Source organism: Balneola sp. (assembly GCA_002694685.1).
Taxonomy (GTDB): Bacteria; Bacteroidota; Rhodothermia; order Balneolales; family Balneolaceae; genus Gracilimonas.
Map to the genome: position 1 here is coordinate 534272 of NZMW01000004.1, position 15540 is coordinate 549811.

10 protein-coding genes are annotated in these 15540 nt (G+C 42.2%); 5 read left to right on the top strand and 5 right to left on the bottom strand.

What is annotated here, in order from left to right; all coding sequences use genetic code 11:
* Positions 1-37: 37 nt before the first annotated feature.
* Positions 38-949: a site-specific tyrosine recombinase XerD gene (locus tag CL667_07815; GenBank protein ID MAL17603.1), complete on the bottom strand. Its 912-nt coding sequence runs from the start codon at positions 947-949 to the stop codon at positions 38-40.
* A 2-nt stretch (positions 950-951) separates the two neighbouring features.
* Entirely contained in the window at positions 952-3360 is a 2409-nt protein-coding gene (locus CL667_07820) for a hypothetical protein (GenBank protein MAL17604.1), read from the bottom strand.
* Between the two features lie 198 nt (positions 3361-3558).
* Between CL667_07820 and rsmA the strand changes: the two genes are divergently transcribed.
* From rsmA to CL667_07845, 5 genes are all read left to right on the top strand, one after another.
* Positions 3559-4332, top strand: a complete 774-nt coding sequence (rsmA, locus tag CL667_07825; protein ID MAL17605.1) for a ribosomal RNA small subunit methyltransferase A — start codon at positions 3559-3561, stop codon at positions 4330-4332.
* A gap of 167 nt (positions 4333-4499) precedes the next feature.
* Entirely contained in the window at positions 4500-4787 is a 288-nt protein-coding gene (locus tag CL667_07830) for a co-chaperone GroES (GenBank protein ID MAL17606.1), read from the top strand.
* 49 nt (positions 4788-4836) lie between these two features.
* Positions 4837-6507, top strand: a complete 1671-nt coding sequence (gene groL, locus CL667_07835; protein ID MAL17607.1) for a chaperonin GroEL — start codon at positions 4837-4839, stop codon at positions 6505-6507.
* 123 nt (positions 6508-6630) lie between these two features.
* Positions 6631-7053 carry a hypothetical protein gene (locus tag CL667_07840; GenBank protein ID MAL17608.1) on the top strand — a complete coding sequence of 141 codons (423 nt, stop codon included), beginning with the start codon at positions 6631-6633 and terminating at the stop codon, positions 7051-7053.
* Positions 7050-7448: a hypothetical protein gene (locus tag CL667_07845; GenBank protein MAL17609.1), complete on the top strand. Its 399-nt coding sequence runs from the start codon at positions 7050-7052 to the stop codon at positions 7446-7448. Before CL667_07840 ends, CL667_07845 begins: the two co-directional genes overlap by 4 nt.
* Positions 7449-7456: 8 nt before the next feature.
* On the opposite strand, the gene CL667_07850 is transcribed toward CL667_07845, so the two are convergent.
* The 3 genes from CL667_07850 to kgd form a co-directional block, all read right to left on the bottom strand.
* The gene (locus CL667_07850; protein MAL17610.1) at positions 7457-8050 is read right to left on the bottom strand and encodes a hypothetical protein; all 594 of its coding nucleotides are present in this window, start codon (positions 8048-8050) and stop codon (positions 7457-7459) included.
* Between the two features lie 23 nt (positions 8051-8073).
* On the bottom strand, positions 8074-11676 hold the full coding sequence (locus CL667_07855; protein ID MAL17611.1) for a hypothetical protein: 3603 nt from the start codon (positions 11674-11676) through the stop codon (positions 8074-8076).
* A gap of 156 nt (positions 11677-11832) precedes the next feature.
* Complete coding sequence (gene kgd / locus CL667_07860; protein MAL17612.1) at positions 11833-15492, bottom strand: multifunctional oxoglutarate decarboxylase/oxoglutarate dehydrogenase thiamine pyrophosphate-binding subunit/dihydrolipoyllysine-residue succinyltransferase subunit; 3660 nt, start codon at positions 15490-15492, stop codon at positions 11833-11835.
* Positions 15493-15540: the final 48 nt, after the last annotated feature.

Below are 15540 nucleotides of genomic sequence, written 5' to 3' on the forward strand. Positions count from 1 at the left end.
AAAGCTGAACGAAAAGAATGTAAATTTATTAAGAACTTTATGCTCTGGGGTGAAATTCCTTATGCACCTGGTGCAGAAACGAACGATCTACATGGGTATAAATTTCGGTAGTCAGGATGGAAGAGTGCCCCAACATTTCCTGAACGGCTCGTAAATCAGCACCGCCTTCCAGCAGATGGGTAGCAAAAGAATGGCGGAAGATATGAGGGTAAACATTCTTTTCTATTTCCGCTTTCTCGGATGCCTTTTGGACGATATTCCAAATACTCATCCTCGATAAAGCACTGCCTCTCATGCTTAAAAACACTTTATTCTTCGCTTTGTGTGCTTTTTCGGGATTAAAAAACTTCGGGCGAACGCGCTCGGTGTAATGTGAAATAGCATCTTGGGCAATTTCACCTACAGGGACCAATCGCTCTTTATTTCCTTTCCCAATCACTCTGATAAATCCAATTTCAAAAATGAGGCGATCTTGTTCGAGTCCCGTAAGCTCGCTCACACGCATTCCGGTTCCATATAACGTCTCCAAAATAGCTTTATCCCGAATTCCGGCGTTCGTAGTTAAATCCGGGGTGTCGAGGATCGCTTCAATTTCATCACGATCTAAAACTTCAGGAAGCTTGGATGCCTTTTTGGGGAGCTCTACAAGTTCGGCTGGATTAGCTTTTGTAATTCCTTCAACCACAGCGAATTCGTGAAAACCACGGATACTCGAAATGTTCCGGGCTAAGGAGCTGGCTGACAGGAGTTCTTCATCCACTAAAAAATTTAAAAAATCCTCAATATGGCTGAGTGTAACTCCGGATAAGTCTCCAATTTTGGTTTCAGTGGTGAGATACCGGAAGTAGCGTTCTAAATCGTTTTTGTAGGAAACTACAGAGTTCTGGGTCAGTCCTTTTTCAAGCTTAACAAACTGCAGGTACAAATCCAGTTCTTGCTTAAAAGCCACAATTACTCGTTTGTTTCTTCTTCCTGATGTTGCTCGGAGCCATTTTCAGAAGCGTTTGCTCGTTGAGCCTCAGCTGCTTTTTCTTTGGCCCGCTCATCTTTTTCACGCTCTTTGTCTTCAGGATACTCAACCCGGCTATGATACACACCAACCAAAATATTGAGGAAAGTTTCTTTAATAATCTGTAGGTGGCGAAATGTAAGTGGGCAGTGGCTAAGCTGACCTTCAGCAACACGATCGTCTACCATGCGGTTGACTAAGTTTTCGAGCTTACTGTAGGTCGGATTTTTCATAGCCCTAGAAGCTGCTTCAATTCCATCAGCTAAAAGCAAGATACCCGTCTCTTTTGTAGAAGGAAGCGGACCTTCATAGCGAAACTGGTCTTCCTGAAGCATGCTTTTCATATCGTCATCTTCTTTAGCTTTTTCAAAGAAGTAGCGGATAACAGAGGTGCCGTGATGGGTTCTCACAAAGTCGATAATAATCTCTGGAAGGTCTTCATCCTCAGCCATTTTAACGCCCTCACTGACGTGCGCTTTAATGACCATTGCACTCATCTGGGGCTTCAGCTTGTCATGCTCATTCACCCCTTTAGTTTGATTTTCAACAAAATATTCGGGCTTCACCATTTTGCCAATATCATGGTATAAAGCACCCACACGGCATAAAAGGGAGTTGGCTCCAATGGCTGAGGCAGCTGCTTCCGATAGGTTTGCTACCTGAAGACTGTGGTGGAAAGTACCCGGCGCTTTATTCATCAGTTCTTTGAGCACCGGCTGGTTGGTGTCGCCAAGTTCAATAAGCGTGAAGTCGGTTGTGACGCCAAAGAGCTTCTCAAAAAGAAGGATAATAGGGTAGGTGAACAGGATAAATACCGAACTGATTGCGATGTACATCAAATCAGAGGCAAACATCTCCCAGCCACTGAGTGTAGCAACTTTGAAAGATCCCACCACCAACACATAAGTAACGAATACAATACCGGGAGTTGTAAAGAAGAACTGTGAGCGGTCTTTGATATCCCGAACCGAGAATACTCCCAAACTACAAGCGGCAAAAGTAGCCACTACAAACTCAAAGCTATTCCCATTTACTAATCCTAAAAGTGTTGCGAGTGTGATGGATGAAACAAGACCAACCCTCGAATCAAAAATAATGGTAAGGACAATGGGAGCTATGGCGATCGGAATAATGTAAGGATCAGCTATGTCAAGGTAATTGACGAGGCCTGAGCCAAACGAAACCAAACCCATGATCAGGAAAACGAGTAAGAAGAGTCCATTATCGGAAGTGATGTTTCTTCGATATAAATAGATGTACATGAAGAACACAAAAGTCACCGCGATGATGATCACTATTTGCCCTGCAAAACGGACCCATTTCTCAATATTGGTAGCATTTTCTGAACGAGCCTCAGCAAGGCTTTTCAAAATATTGGCACGTTCGGGGGTAACAAGATCTCCGCGGCGTACAATAACCTGTCCCTGAGCAATAGCACCTTTACTCTCCGAAATAGTTGATAAAGCCTCTTCTAAACGAGCCTGAGTGTCCTCTTCATTATATTTATAATTTGGGATGATGACTTTATTGTAAAGCTCTATGGCTAGTTGAGTCAGGCTATCGGGAAAAGTTCTGTTAAGCCTGAACTGCATGTATTCATTTGCTTCCCGTAAGTCTCTGACCCGCGCCAAGTCCACAGACTGCTCTGTGCTTTCAACAGTATTCCTAATGGTGATTTTACCGGTATTAAGATTGCTCTTATTCCTGTTGATAATGCCCTGACTCATCAACTCATCAATTAACGACTCCAGCTCTTGTTTTACATTCACCCCTAAAAATTGATTTGGAGGAAGATTCAGTTGCTGAACACGGTCGTAACTATCAAGTAATACTTGCCAGGAGGGCTCGGTGAGTTGAACTTCAGTTTGGCTTAATTCCTGAGCAAACCTAGTGCTGTCATCATAGGCTCTTTCCTGTTCAGCTCTTTTTGAAGATTGCCAATCCGTATAACTTTCGAGTACAGGTTGTATATCGCGATAGATAGAGTCAAGCCGGGCCTGTACGGTAATGGGAACATTTGTATCAACCCTGAAAATAGGGGCTGTTTTCTGCCGAATGTCCTCACGTTCATTTTCAAGCTCTTCAACCGTTTTGTTTAGAGCAAAAGTAAAAGGAGCCGTTAAATCAGGATTTCTCCAAGGCTGGCCTTCCGTATAGTTCAACCCGGAGTTAACTGGATTTCGGGGAAGTGAAAAGGCACTTAGTGCTATAAAAAAAATCAGGATGGCAATCCGGATGTACGGATTCCTTTTCAGTGAATACCTTTCCTGTTCCTTCTTTTTCTTGTCACCAATAAGAGGGGTAAGCTCTTTCCTCTTTTGGCCTAATCCGATTTTTTCGAGAAAGCTCATCTAAATAAGTGTATGCAAAAATGAATGCTTTAAGATTACCAAGCTGAACTTAAGGTACAAATCTATTTAATAGTGACCAATGACCAATGACCAATGACCAAATCTATAATTTTATTTTTTGACTTTAGGAACCTTAAACGCAACCTTAGGTCAATCGTCAATCGTCAATCGTCAATCGTCAATCGTCAATCGTCGCCAATGTCATTCAGAACCAAAAAAAGCCTGGGGCAACATTTCTTAACCGACCAGGTTGTCGTTTATCAAATTATTGATGCCATAGTCGCAGGAAAAGAGGATCGTGTAATTGAAATTGGCCCGGGAACGGGAGCTTTAACAAAGTGGCTTGCCGAGAAGTTTGATAATCTGCATGCGATAGAACTTGATCAGCGTGCGGTTAACGTCCTCAAAGAAGAAGTGAGTAACATCACAATTCACCAGCAAGATGTGCTTAAGGTAATTTGGCAGGAAATGGTAGAAGCCGATAAAAACAATGTGGTGATCGGAAACCTTCCGTATTACATAACGACGCCCATTCTATTTGACCTGCTTGAAAACCGAACGTTGTTTACAGAAGCCATCCTGATGATGCAGAAAGAAGTAGCTGAACGATTGGTTGCAGACCCGTCATCCAAACAATATGGTATCCTCAGTGTGCAAACCCAGCTATTTTGTACACCTGAAATTTTATTTGAAGTGAGCCGTCACTCATTCAGCCCACCTCCAAAAGTGACGAGCGCAGTTATCAAATTGAAGTTCGATAAACCAAGCCTCCCTTATGCTGATGATACGCTGAAGAGAATTGTAAGAACCGCCTTTAATCAGCGCCGCAAAAAATTAAGTAATTCTTTGAAGCCTGTATTGGGAGATTATCTTCCTGAAGGTTACAACTTTGATGACAGAGCCGAGCATTGGGAACCTGAAACCTATGCAAAGTTGGCAGAGCATCTAGAGCAGACTGACAACTTATCTTAACAAACGAAGCCTTTCTACAATAATCCTGCTAAAAGAGAGCAATAAAGCAGTGGTTTGAATTTTTCAGATCGTTTGGTACGGAACTTGCACTAAGTGTGTTGGAAACGAAGAGGCTTGTCCTCAAGAAAATATGAAACCATTAATCAAAACTAACAGGAGTCATAAACATGGCTAACATTCAACCTTTAGGCGACCGCGTGTTGGTACAGGCAGAACCTGCCGAAGAGAAAACCAGCTCAGGTATTATCATCCCCGATACGGCTAAAGAAAAACCGCAGCAAGGAACTGTAAAAGCGGTAGGTGCCGGAAAAGTGGAAAACGGCAATAAAATTGAGATGACCGTTAAAGAAGGCGACAAAGTTCTTTACGGCAAGTATGCAGGTACAGAAGTAACTCTGGAAGGAGAAGAGTACCTCATTATGCGCGAATCTGATATTATGGGAATTGTTTCGTAACCCACCTTTTCAAAAGAATTAAATCACAAACTTAAAATTATAGATAATTATGTCTGCTAAGTTAGTTCACTACGATATAGAAGCTCGCGACGCGTTAAAGAAAGGCGTTGACAAGCTTGCCAATGCTGTTAAAGTTACGCTTGGACCTCGTGGACGCAATGTTGTTATTGAGAAATCATTCGGAGCTCCAACAGTAACCAAAGATGGTGTTACTGTAGCTAAAGAAATCGAGCTTTCCGATAAGGTTCAAAACATGGGCGCTCAGATGGTAAAAGAAGTAGCTTCCAGAACCAGCGATAACGCCGGTGATGGTACTACAACAGCTACTGTTCTTGCACAAGCCATTCTAAGCGAAGGTCTCAAAAACGTAACTGCGGGCGCAAACCCAATGGACTTAAAGTCCGGTATTGAAAAAGCAGTTAAAGCAATTGTTGAAGATCTCGCCAAAATGAGTCGTGACATTGACGACCGTAAAGAGATTGCTCAAATCGGTACTATTTCAGCCAACAACGATGAATTCATTGGTAACTTGATTGCCGATGCAATGGAAAAAGTTGGTAAAGATGGTGTAATCACTGTTGAAGAAGCCAAAGGAACTGAAACCTATCTGGAAACAGTAGAAGGTATGCAGTTTGACCGTGGCTACCTTTCTCCATACTTCGTAACTGATTCTGAGAAGATGGTTACAGAAATGGAAGATCCTTACATCCTGATTTTCGATAAGAAAATTTCTTCGATGAAAGATCTGCTTCCAATTCTAGAGAAAGTAGTACAAAACGGAAACCCACTGCTTATTATCGCTGAAGATATTGAAGGCGAAGCATTAGCTACATTAGTAGTTAACAAGCTGCGTGGTTCTCTGAAGATTGCTGCTGTAAAAGCACCAGGATTTGGCGACCGCAGAAAAGCAATGTTAGAAGATATTGGTATTCTTACAGGTGGAACCGTGATTTCTGAAGAACGCGGATACAAGCTTGAAAATGCTACTCTTGATTTTCTAGGCCGCGCATCTCGCGTAACTATCGACAAAGACTCAACAACTATTGTTGATGGAAACGGTGAAGAAAAAGATATTCAGGCTCGAGTAAATCAGATTAAATCTCAGATTGAGAATACAACTTCTGATTACGACCGTGAAAAACTACAGGAACGTCTCGCTAAATTAAGCGGCGGTGTTGCAGTACTTTATATCGGTGCAGCCTCTGAAATTGAAATGAAAGAGAAAAAAGCTCGTGTGGAAGATGCATTACATGCAACACGCGCAGCTGTAGAAGAAGGTATTGTACCTGGTGGTGGCGTGGCTCTGCTTCGTACCATTAAGTCTCTTGACAAGATCAAAGGCGACAATGCTGACGAAAACGTTGGTGTCCAAATTATCCGCAGAGCATTAGAAGCTCCTCTTCGTACAATCGCAAACAACGCAGGTGCCGAAGGCGCAATCGTTGTTCAGAAAGTACTTGAAGGCAAAGATTCATTTGGTTACAACGCTCGTACCGAAGTGTACGAAGACTTGATCAAAGCTGGTGTAATCGATCCTACTAAAGTAACCAGAACAGCGCTGCAAAATGCTGCTTCTGTATCCGGATTGATGCTCACCACTGAAGCTGTTATCTCTGAGAAGCCTTCTAAAGGCGACGATGATGATAGTGGCGGAGGCGGCATGCCAGGTGGCATGGGCGGCGGAATGCCAGGAATGGGAGGCATGGGCGGAATGATGTAAATCATCTTCTCTCATAAATCTCTGACAAGATTTAAACCTCGATCATTAAGTTGGTCGGGGTTTTTTTATTACTTGAAGGATTCATTATAATCTCCTGTCTTCCAATCCATTAAACCAACAAGTATGAAACCATTTCTAAGAAATAGCCTAGCTGCTCTGGCCGGTATTATAGTAGGTGGAGTTGTTAATATGGGGATCATCATGATAAGCGGATCCATTATTCCACCACCAGGTGGGGCAGATGTCACCACGATGGAAGGGCTGCGGGAGTCTATGCATCTCTTTCAACCCAAACATTTTTTAATGCCGTTTTTAGCCCATGCTTTAGGAACATTAGTCGGGGCTTTTTTGACGGCTTATTTTGTAGTATCCGAACCAAAGAAATGGGCACTTTTTATTGGCTGTTTTTTCCTATTGGGTGGTGCAACTAATGTAGTTATGCTCCCAGCCCCGCTTTGGTTTAATATCGTTGATATTGTAGGAGCCTATATTCCAATGGCCTATATCGGCGCAATTTTAGCATTGAAATTTCCAAATAAAGAATAGAATACATGAAGGTGACCGGGAAATTTGAAGTAAAGCTTAACCCCATTGATGGATATGCGGAAGGCAAGGGTGGTATTACTCTTAACCGGATGTCTATTGATAAGACATTCCACGGTGATTTGGATGCCACCAGTAAAGGAGAAATGCTTAGTGCCATGACTCCGGTAAAAGGATCCGCAGGGTACGTAGCTATGGAGCAGGTGACTGGGAAGCTATCTGGAAAGAGAGGTGGCTTTGTGCTGCAGCATTTTGGGATAATGGATAAAGGTAATGATCGCCTCGTATTGGAAGTAGTACCTGATTCTGGTACGGATGAATTAGAAGGGCTTACTGGTAAAATGTCCATCAATATTAAGGATGGGAAGCACTTTTATGAATTTGAGTACGAGCTTTAAGTCTTTAGCTATTTTTGATACTTATCGTTAAGCCCTATTCCTTTTTCAATCATCGGAGTGATTTTCTGTAACCTGCGCTTTTTGGTTGCCTCTTGCTTGGCGGTTGAAATGTACTCTGCATATTCACGCTGACGACCCGGAGTCAATTTGTCGAATTGGGCTTTAAGTTTTTTGTTCACAGAAAGTGATTCTCCTAATAAAGAAGGGATGTTGGCTTTCCTTTTGGTATCAATTTTAACTTCCTTTCCAGCTTTTTGATTGGCAATCGCCTGTTTTAAGAACTGGTTTATGATTCCATCATTGATATCTGCAAAATCCTCAAAACGCAGTTGCCGCATAGCTTTAGTTCTGCCTTTCTGAGCATTATGAAGATGCCCTTCAGGATCATCAAGTAAAGCGCCGTTAAAGAACCAAAGTCCGAAGTGTGCGTTAAAAGCTCCAATTCCAACAACATTCTTACCATTTAGAGAATAAACGGGCTGCCCCCATTTTATGCTAACGTCAAGTTCAGTTTCAAAAATCAAAGAATGAAGGTGATTCAGGCTCTTTTCCCACTTCTCATGCTTTGAGATGTATTCGTTAACGGTTTTTATTTTTGCCATTATGCAAAGCCTTAATTGAAACTCTATTTCATTAAAACCATCTTTTTTGAGTCAACAAAAGATCCGGCTTCAATTCTAAACAGATACACTCCGCTCGATAAATCTACGGCATCAAAATTTACGGTATGAAATCCAGCCTGCCGGCGTTCATTGATTAACACATCCACAAGTTGACCAAGCACATTGTAAACCGATAATTTCACTGTAGCTGTTGTTGGAAGCCCAAACTGAATGGAAGTAGTTGGGTTAAACGGATTCGGATAGTTTTGTTGGAGGGTGAATTCCTGAGGTACGTCAGGCTCTTCAATGGAAACGGTACTTCGTTTGCTGAAAACTAATTTATATTCATTTAGATTTTCCTTCTTGAAAGAAACTGGAAACCCATTTTTCTGAATTACTGGGTTGGGGGTATAATCCAATGAGACTGATTTATTGAGCTCAATTTCCTTAGACCAATCCCCATTAGATATAGAGATATCTACATACTCGAGTCCGGAAATATCCGTAAGGGTAAACTCGACAGACTCTGCAATATTAGAGTTGATGTTAAGAGGCAGTTCCAGTGTTTGATCAAATTCGGGAAGGGCATTGATATCTAATTCTGTACCATCAGAAGCCATTGTTGAGGTGTAGATGTAATCCGCAGAAAGAGGAAGAAACTCTAAAGCATCAAATGAATCTTTAGCTTCAGTAGCCTGATTATTGAATACTACCCAGGCACTATTACTGAGGTTAAATTTTGGGTCTTCAACTTCAAAACGAGCAAAGATTTTCTGATTGTCTTTTCCATAAAAATCACCTCCGGAGGAGATATCCCCCGTATCAAAAGAAATAGCTGGTCCGCTTGATATCGAAGCCGAAGATTGAACAAAGAATCCCTGGAAAGCTTTGATCAGTCCGTTTGTAATGTCACCAATACCACCTACATAAGACTCCCACGAACTGGCATTGGGATCATAGATATAAATTGCATCTTCAAGTTCGGTAGTTGAAACATTATCCCAATCAATAGTAGAGGGGTATGGATTTCCCACCATAGTGAGCCCATCTGCATTTTGGTTTACAGAGGGAGTTGCAGAACTAACCGTTGTGCCCGAAATCGGAAGCAGTTTTGGAAAGCCTTGTGAAGTTGAATCTCCATAGACCGTTTCATCAAATACGTAAACGAGAAATGCATCACCGGAGGAGAGGGTGGTGTCTAAATCTGCTACAGGATTCCAGCCAACATTAGTGGTTCCAGTAAAAGTTTTATCCCAAGTCCAAACGACCGGGCCTCCATTCGTAACATCGGCGTTGGTTGCTCCCTGAGTATGAAGTGGTTCAAGGAAGTCCATAAGGTTTACATCGGTAGGTGCAGCAAGCAAACGAAAGCCTGCCTGACCGGTAAGTTCTAAAGCAAATTCACCATTGGAGTTGAGATTGTTGGGATCGATGCGAAGATCTACTGGAATAGTCAGGGAATCATTATTAGGATCGTTGGTTGTGAGGTAAATATTACCATCATAAACACCCTCATCGTATCCATTGCCATAAAAAGTAACAGTCATGGTATCGGTTTCGCCGGGGCGGATCGTCATGCTGTTGTCGCTGATTGTGAGAGCAGGTCCATATAAATCTTCGGCTGTGATTCTAAGATCATCTATATAAACATAATTAGAAGAACCTGAGGCTTGAAGAGAGATCTCGAATATTTCTGGAAATGTAGATTCACTAGACCTGGTTCTAGTTTCACCTTCGTAATTGTACACAGCTTCTCCACCATTATCGGTACTTATATCAACAGATACATCATACCAGGAACCAGCAGAGTAAGAATCACCACTGCCAGTATAATTTGTTCCACCATTTCTGAAATAGATAGAATTGCTATCGTGAAACCATACACCTGAAGATAATTTATCATCAGCTGACCTTGTTCTGAGAATAGCACTTACCGAACCTTCCGTATATACTTTGAAAGAAACATTGTAGCTGGAATAAGTAGAACTTGTCGACAGATAAGGAGAGTAGAGGCTAGGAAAGTTACTGGTCATTGGAATCTTTAAAGATTGTGAACCTGTAGCTGACTGAGATGTTGTGATCTCAAAATCTAAGTCGTCGTTAGTAGTTTTCCAGTTATTATAAGCTGAGTAAGTTCCGGTTTCATATCCTTCGGATTCTTCAAATCCATAGAAAATATTCAGAGGTTGCTTGATAGTTTTTCTCATTTTCAATGCCGAGGAATAGACCATTTCCCCATCCAGCTTAACTTCTAAATCTGAGTCGCCTGTGTTTTCAATAATTATATTACGAGTCGAAACACCGGATGGGAATACGGTATCTTCAATAGCAGTAGTAGAAAGTGCAATTATAGGAGGATCAACTACCGTTTCCCGGTAATCTGCTAACCAGTTTTTGGCTAATGTCATTGATAGCGCATTATCTGAAGGACCGCCATCTCCTGTGTAAGACCCTGATGCACTATCCAAATACGCTACTCTTGGGTTAGAAAAATAGGGGATATCGGAGGAGTTTGAATCACCGTAATGCATTACCGTATTGTAATTACTTCCATCCGAGGCTTCGAAATAATAACCTGTAGAAAATTGAAACATTCCCCCCAATTCACCAGCAGCAGCACTTCCTTGAATTCTACCATGGCTATTACCAAAATTATGCCCGATCTCATGCATTAATACATAATTAAATGACATTTGCTGAACACGACTAACCGTATATGCATTAGCAGAAGTGCCTCCAATATTTCCAGGTCGGTAGCCCAAACCTCCAGTATCTTGAATCGAATCTACAAGAGCCACCAGATCGGCTCCAAATTGATTCCGAAGGCTATGTATATCAACGGTATCAGAAGTATGTGTGCTACCGGTGTAGACATTATTTCTCATATTATCCAGCTTGTCGTCGGTTGATGTAGCGGTAGCGTTATCAATTTCAACGTATCCAACAAAGCGGATTTTAAGCGCTAATTCACTGTTTTCAATTATGTCATTCTTAAAGCTTTCATTAAGTGCGAAAATTTCGTCAATATCATTTGTTATCGAATTGTTTGACCCTGATGCCCATTCTTTAGCTTTTGTCGTGTAAAGAACAAGAACATCTACGGTAGTAGTATCGCTGTAGTCATCTAAATCATAATTGGGTATAGCATATTCCCCACCGGTATTCATCACCGACTTTTGAAGAGAATTATTAACGGTTGCAACTTCATCCAGTGAGCATTGATGGGCTTCTTCCGTAATCGGAAAAAATTGATACTCGCCATTCTCACTTGCTAAACGATATGGCTGGCCATCAAAATGCATAATTCCGGTTAGCTTGCCTTCTTTAATCATCAGGTTACTGTAGCTGTTTCCCTGAACAGGGTGTCCGGTTACTCCGGTGTATCCAAAGCTAAATTGATTGACACGTTTAACAGTTTGCCTGAAGCTCTTTCCATCAAGACGATATTCCAGGCTACTTCCTTTTCGAAGATTGTTAAGGATTCGTTGTTCATTAACATCAACCTGATACTGAACTTCTCCGCTTGTTTTTGCTTTTGCTTTAGTGAATGAAAAATCCTGAGAAAAGCCTTGGAGAGTAAATCCAAATACAAAAAGGAGTGAGAGTACTGTTTTAAAGAGCTGCATGTTCTTGATGGTATGTATAATATTCTTAGTAGTATTACTTTAAGGAAAACCCATTCTAGTTACAACAAATCTAAAGCTTTCTAATGATAGAGTAGGAACAAAAAAAGCCCGTCAGTAATGCTGACGGGCTTTTTAGAACATGTAATGAGTTTGGATTTAGACGACCATCGCATCTTCAACCAGCTTGTCTTGCTCGGCTTGATGGATTTTCTTCTGGCCGGCAGCAGGCGAAGCGGAAGCTTGACGACCTGCATAAGTTAACTTCTGACCATCTTGCAGCAGTTCCATAAATCGAGGTGCTACAAAGTTCCATGCTCCCATATTCTTAGGCTCTTCCTGACACCAAACGATATCTTTGATGTTTTTGAAGTCCTTCAATTGCTCCTGAATTTCGTCATCAGCAAATGGATAGAATTGCTCAAGACGTGCAATGGCAACATCATCAATTTCATTTTGCTGACGATATTTCAGTAGATCGTAATAAACTTTACCAGAGCAAATAACCAATCGCTTCAGCTTTTTAGCATCGGTAAAATCATTGTCTATGATGAACGGCTGAAATTTTCCATCCGCTAAGTCATCCCGGCTGGAGGTAGCCATAGGGTGGCGTAGTAAACTCTTGGGCGTCATTAAGATAGCAGGACGTTTTTTCTCCTGAAGCGTTTGACGGCGCAGCATATGATAGTACTGAGCCGGTGTAGTTACATTCATCACCTGCATATTGTCCTCAGCACAAAGCTGGAGGAAACGTTCGAGTCGGGCAGAGGAGTGTTCGGGTCCCTGACCTTCATAACCATGAGGCAAGTTCATAACCAACGCTGATTTCTGTCCCCATTTGGCTTCACTGGCAGAAATAAACTGATCGATGATAACTTGAGCGCCATTCACGAAATCACCAAACTGAGCTTCCCAAATGACAAGCGCATCTAGTTTTTCAGCACTGTAGCCAAATTCAAAACCAAGGGCTGCGAATTCACTGAGCAAGCTATTGTGCACATGAAATTTAGCCTGATCTTCGGAAAGATTATTTAGCGGGGTGAACTTTTGATTAGTTTCGGTCCCATGAAGTACAGCATGTCGGTGAGAGAAAGTCCCTCGTTCAACATCTTGCCCAGTTAAACGAATAGTTTTACCTGATTTCAATAAAGAACCGAAGGCCAGCAGTTCAGCAAAGCCCCAGTCAATTTTCTTCTCGTTGTTATTTACAATTTCAGCTCGCTTAGCAAGTTGCTTAAGAAGCTTTGGATTGGCGTCAAAATCTTTAGGGACCGTATTTAGCTTGACCGCAATTTCTTTAAGGTCTTCAGCCGGATAAGTGGTATCCGGATATGCATTCCAATCCTCTTGAGGGGTTTCCGTACGATCGATGAGGTTATCGGTAATCTCAAGATTTGGTGCTTTTTTAGCATCCTCAAACGCTTCCTGAAGCAGCTGATCAAATTCATCAAAAATCTGCTGAGTTTCTTCTTTGGTGAGCTCACCATTCTTAACCAAATGCTCGGTATATAAATCCCGAACCGGAGCATGATCGTTAATCTCTTTATACATGCCGGGTTGAGTAAATGCAGGCTCATCACCTTCATTGTGCCCGTGTTTACGATATCCGATCAGATCTATAATAACATCTTTGCCAAACTTCTGGCGATAATTGAGGGCCATTTGGATAGCATGAACAGCAGCTTCCGGAGTATCTCCATTCACGTGGAAAATCGGAGCTAAAATCATCTTGGCTAAGTCAGAGGCATACTCGGTTGAACGTCCGTCTTTAGGTAATGTCGTAAAACCAATCTGATTGTTGATGATGATATGCATTGTTCCGCCGGTCTTATAACCTTCCAGCTGAGACATATTCAACGTCTCAGCAACAACGCCCTGACCTGCAAAAGCAGCGTCGCCGTGCATAAGCACAGGAACAACTCTTTTTGCTGGATCTTCTTTTTCATGATGATCCTGCATGGCACGAACGGCGCCTTCAACTACAGGATTAACCGCTTCGAGGTGAGATGGGTTTGGCATCAGCTGCAGTTCAATTTCTGAACCATTGGCTGTTTTATGAGTTCCTCTTGCGCCAAGGTGATATTTTACGTCACCGGAGCCTTGGATAGAATCGGGGTCTACATTTCCTTCGAACTCGGCAAAAACGCGATGGTAAGGTTTGTTCATTATGTTTACCAGCATATTCAGCCTTCCGCGGTGAGCCATGCCCATGAACATTTTCTCAATTCCATGATCACCAGCTTTTTCAAGCATGAAGTGAATCATGGGGATTAGGGAATCGGCACCCTCCAATGAAAATCGCTTGTGCCCGATGTACTTCTTATGGAGGAATTCCTCAAAAGCCATAGCTTGATTCAGCTTATGCAGAATTTCTCGCTTATGATCTTTACTAAGCTGGGCATTATTTCCCGTTGACTCCATACTTTCACGAAGCCATTTTCTTTCTTCCAGATCAAGCAGGTGCATATATTCAACGCCAATATTTCCGCAATAAGTATCACGGAGCAGGCTGATAATTTCACGAAGTGTAGCACGCTCTTTTCCTCCTAAACCGCCGCAATAGAATTCACGGTCAAGATCCCACAACGAAAGTCCGTAGTATTCAAGGTCTAACTCGGGATTTTTGCCTGGCTCTTTTTCCAAAGGATCAAGATCGGCAAGTACGTGCCCGCGCATGCGGTACATATTGATGAGTCTCCATACGCCTACAACCCGGCTGTCATGCTCAAGGGTATTTGCTCCACCAGAAAGCGGGCCGGAATATTTATCCTGTCCGTAGGGTAAAGGCTCGTAAGGGATGTCGAGGTCAGAAAAAATCTGATCATAAAAATCTTCTTGTCCACTGAGCAGCTCATCCATTCTCTTAAGGAACATGCCAGATTCAGCACCCTGAATGACTCTGTGATCATAAGTAGAAGTCACCGTCATCACTTTACTGACACCCAGTTGATTCAGAACGTCTTTCGACATGGCTCTGTATTCAGCAGGATAATCAATAGCTCCTGTAGCAATAATAGCACCCTGAGTTTTCATTAGTCGGGGAACAGAAGAAACGGTACCTATGGTGCCCGGATTTGTGATGCTTATAGTTGTTCCTTGAAAATCTTCTATTTGAAGATTACCATTTCGGGCTTTGTCAATGAGTTCAGCATACGCATGCAGAAACTCTTTGAAGTTCATTTTATCTACGCCCTTGATGTTAGGAACAACGAGATTTCGGGAACCGTCACGGCTTTCAAGGTCAACGGCAACCCCAAGGTTTACAGAATCAGGAACAACCCGGTAGTGGTTTCCATCTTTATAGAGGTAGGAGCAATTCAGGCTTGGGAAGTCTTTTAATGCACGGATAATTGCCCAGGCAATAAAATGCGTGAATGAAGCTTTGGGTTCATTCCGTTTTAGTAAATGTCGGTTAATGATGGTTCGGTCTTCAACCATCATTTTAACTGGAAGTACACGAAGTGAGGTAGCCGTTGGTACCTCCAAACTTTCGTCCATGTTTTCTACAATCTTGGTAGCAACCCCTTTAATTTTTTCCAGCGACGCATTCTTGGGAGCTTGAACTTCTTTCTTTGGTTCCTTTTTGGTTTCAGGTTGCTTTTGAGCAGTGCTTTCAGATCCATTTGAAGGTTGAGCAGAAGTTTTTTGCTCAGAGGGTTGAAGTTCATCCGGCTCAGTAGCATCAACAGGTTTGCCTTCTAATTCATCAAAGTATCTTTTCCAGTGAGCAGGGACGGAACCGGGGTCTTGCTGATACTGGTCATAAAGTTCTTCTACGAGGGCTGAGTTAGGGCCAAATACAGTTTCAAGTGATTTCAATGGATATAAACCTCTAAGGGATTTTGGCGGCGATTTAAAATAGTAGTA

Bases quoted from the DNA above. Each gene is read 5' to 3' on its own strand.
- rsmA (MAL17605.1), top strand. From the start codon at position 3,559: ATGTCATTCAGAACCAAAAAAAGCCTGGGGCAACATTTCTTAACCGAC.
- CL667_07830 (MAL17606.1), top strand. From the start codon at position 4,500: ATGGCTAACATTCAACCTTTAGGCGACCGCGTGTTGGTACAGGCAGAA.
- CL667_07850 (MAL17610.1), bottom strand. From the start codon at position 8,050: ATGGCAAAAATAAAAACCGTTAACGAATACATCTCAAAGCATGAGAAG.
- CL667_07840 (MAL17608.1), top strand. From the start codon at position 6,631: ATGAAACCATTTCTAAGAAATAGCCTAGCTGCTCTGGCCGGTATTATA.
- groL (MAL17607.1), top strand. From the start codon at position 4,837: ATGTCTGCTAAGTTAGTTCACTACGATATAGAAGCTCGCGACGCGTTA.
- CL667_07820 (MAL17604.1), bottom strand. From the start codon at position 3,360: ATGAGCTTTCTCGAAAAAATCGGATTAGGCCAAAAGAGGAAAGAGCTT.
- CL667_07855 (MAL17611.1), bottom strand. From the start codon at position 11,676: ATGCAGCTCTTTAAAACAGTACTCTCACTCCTTTTTGTATTTGGATTT.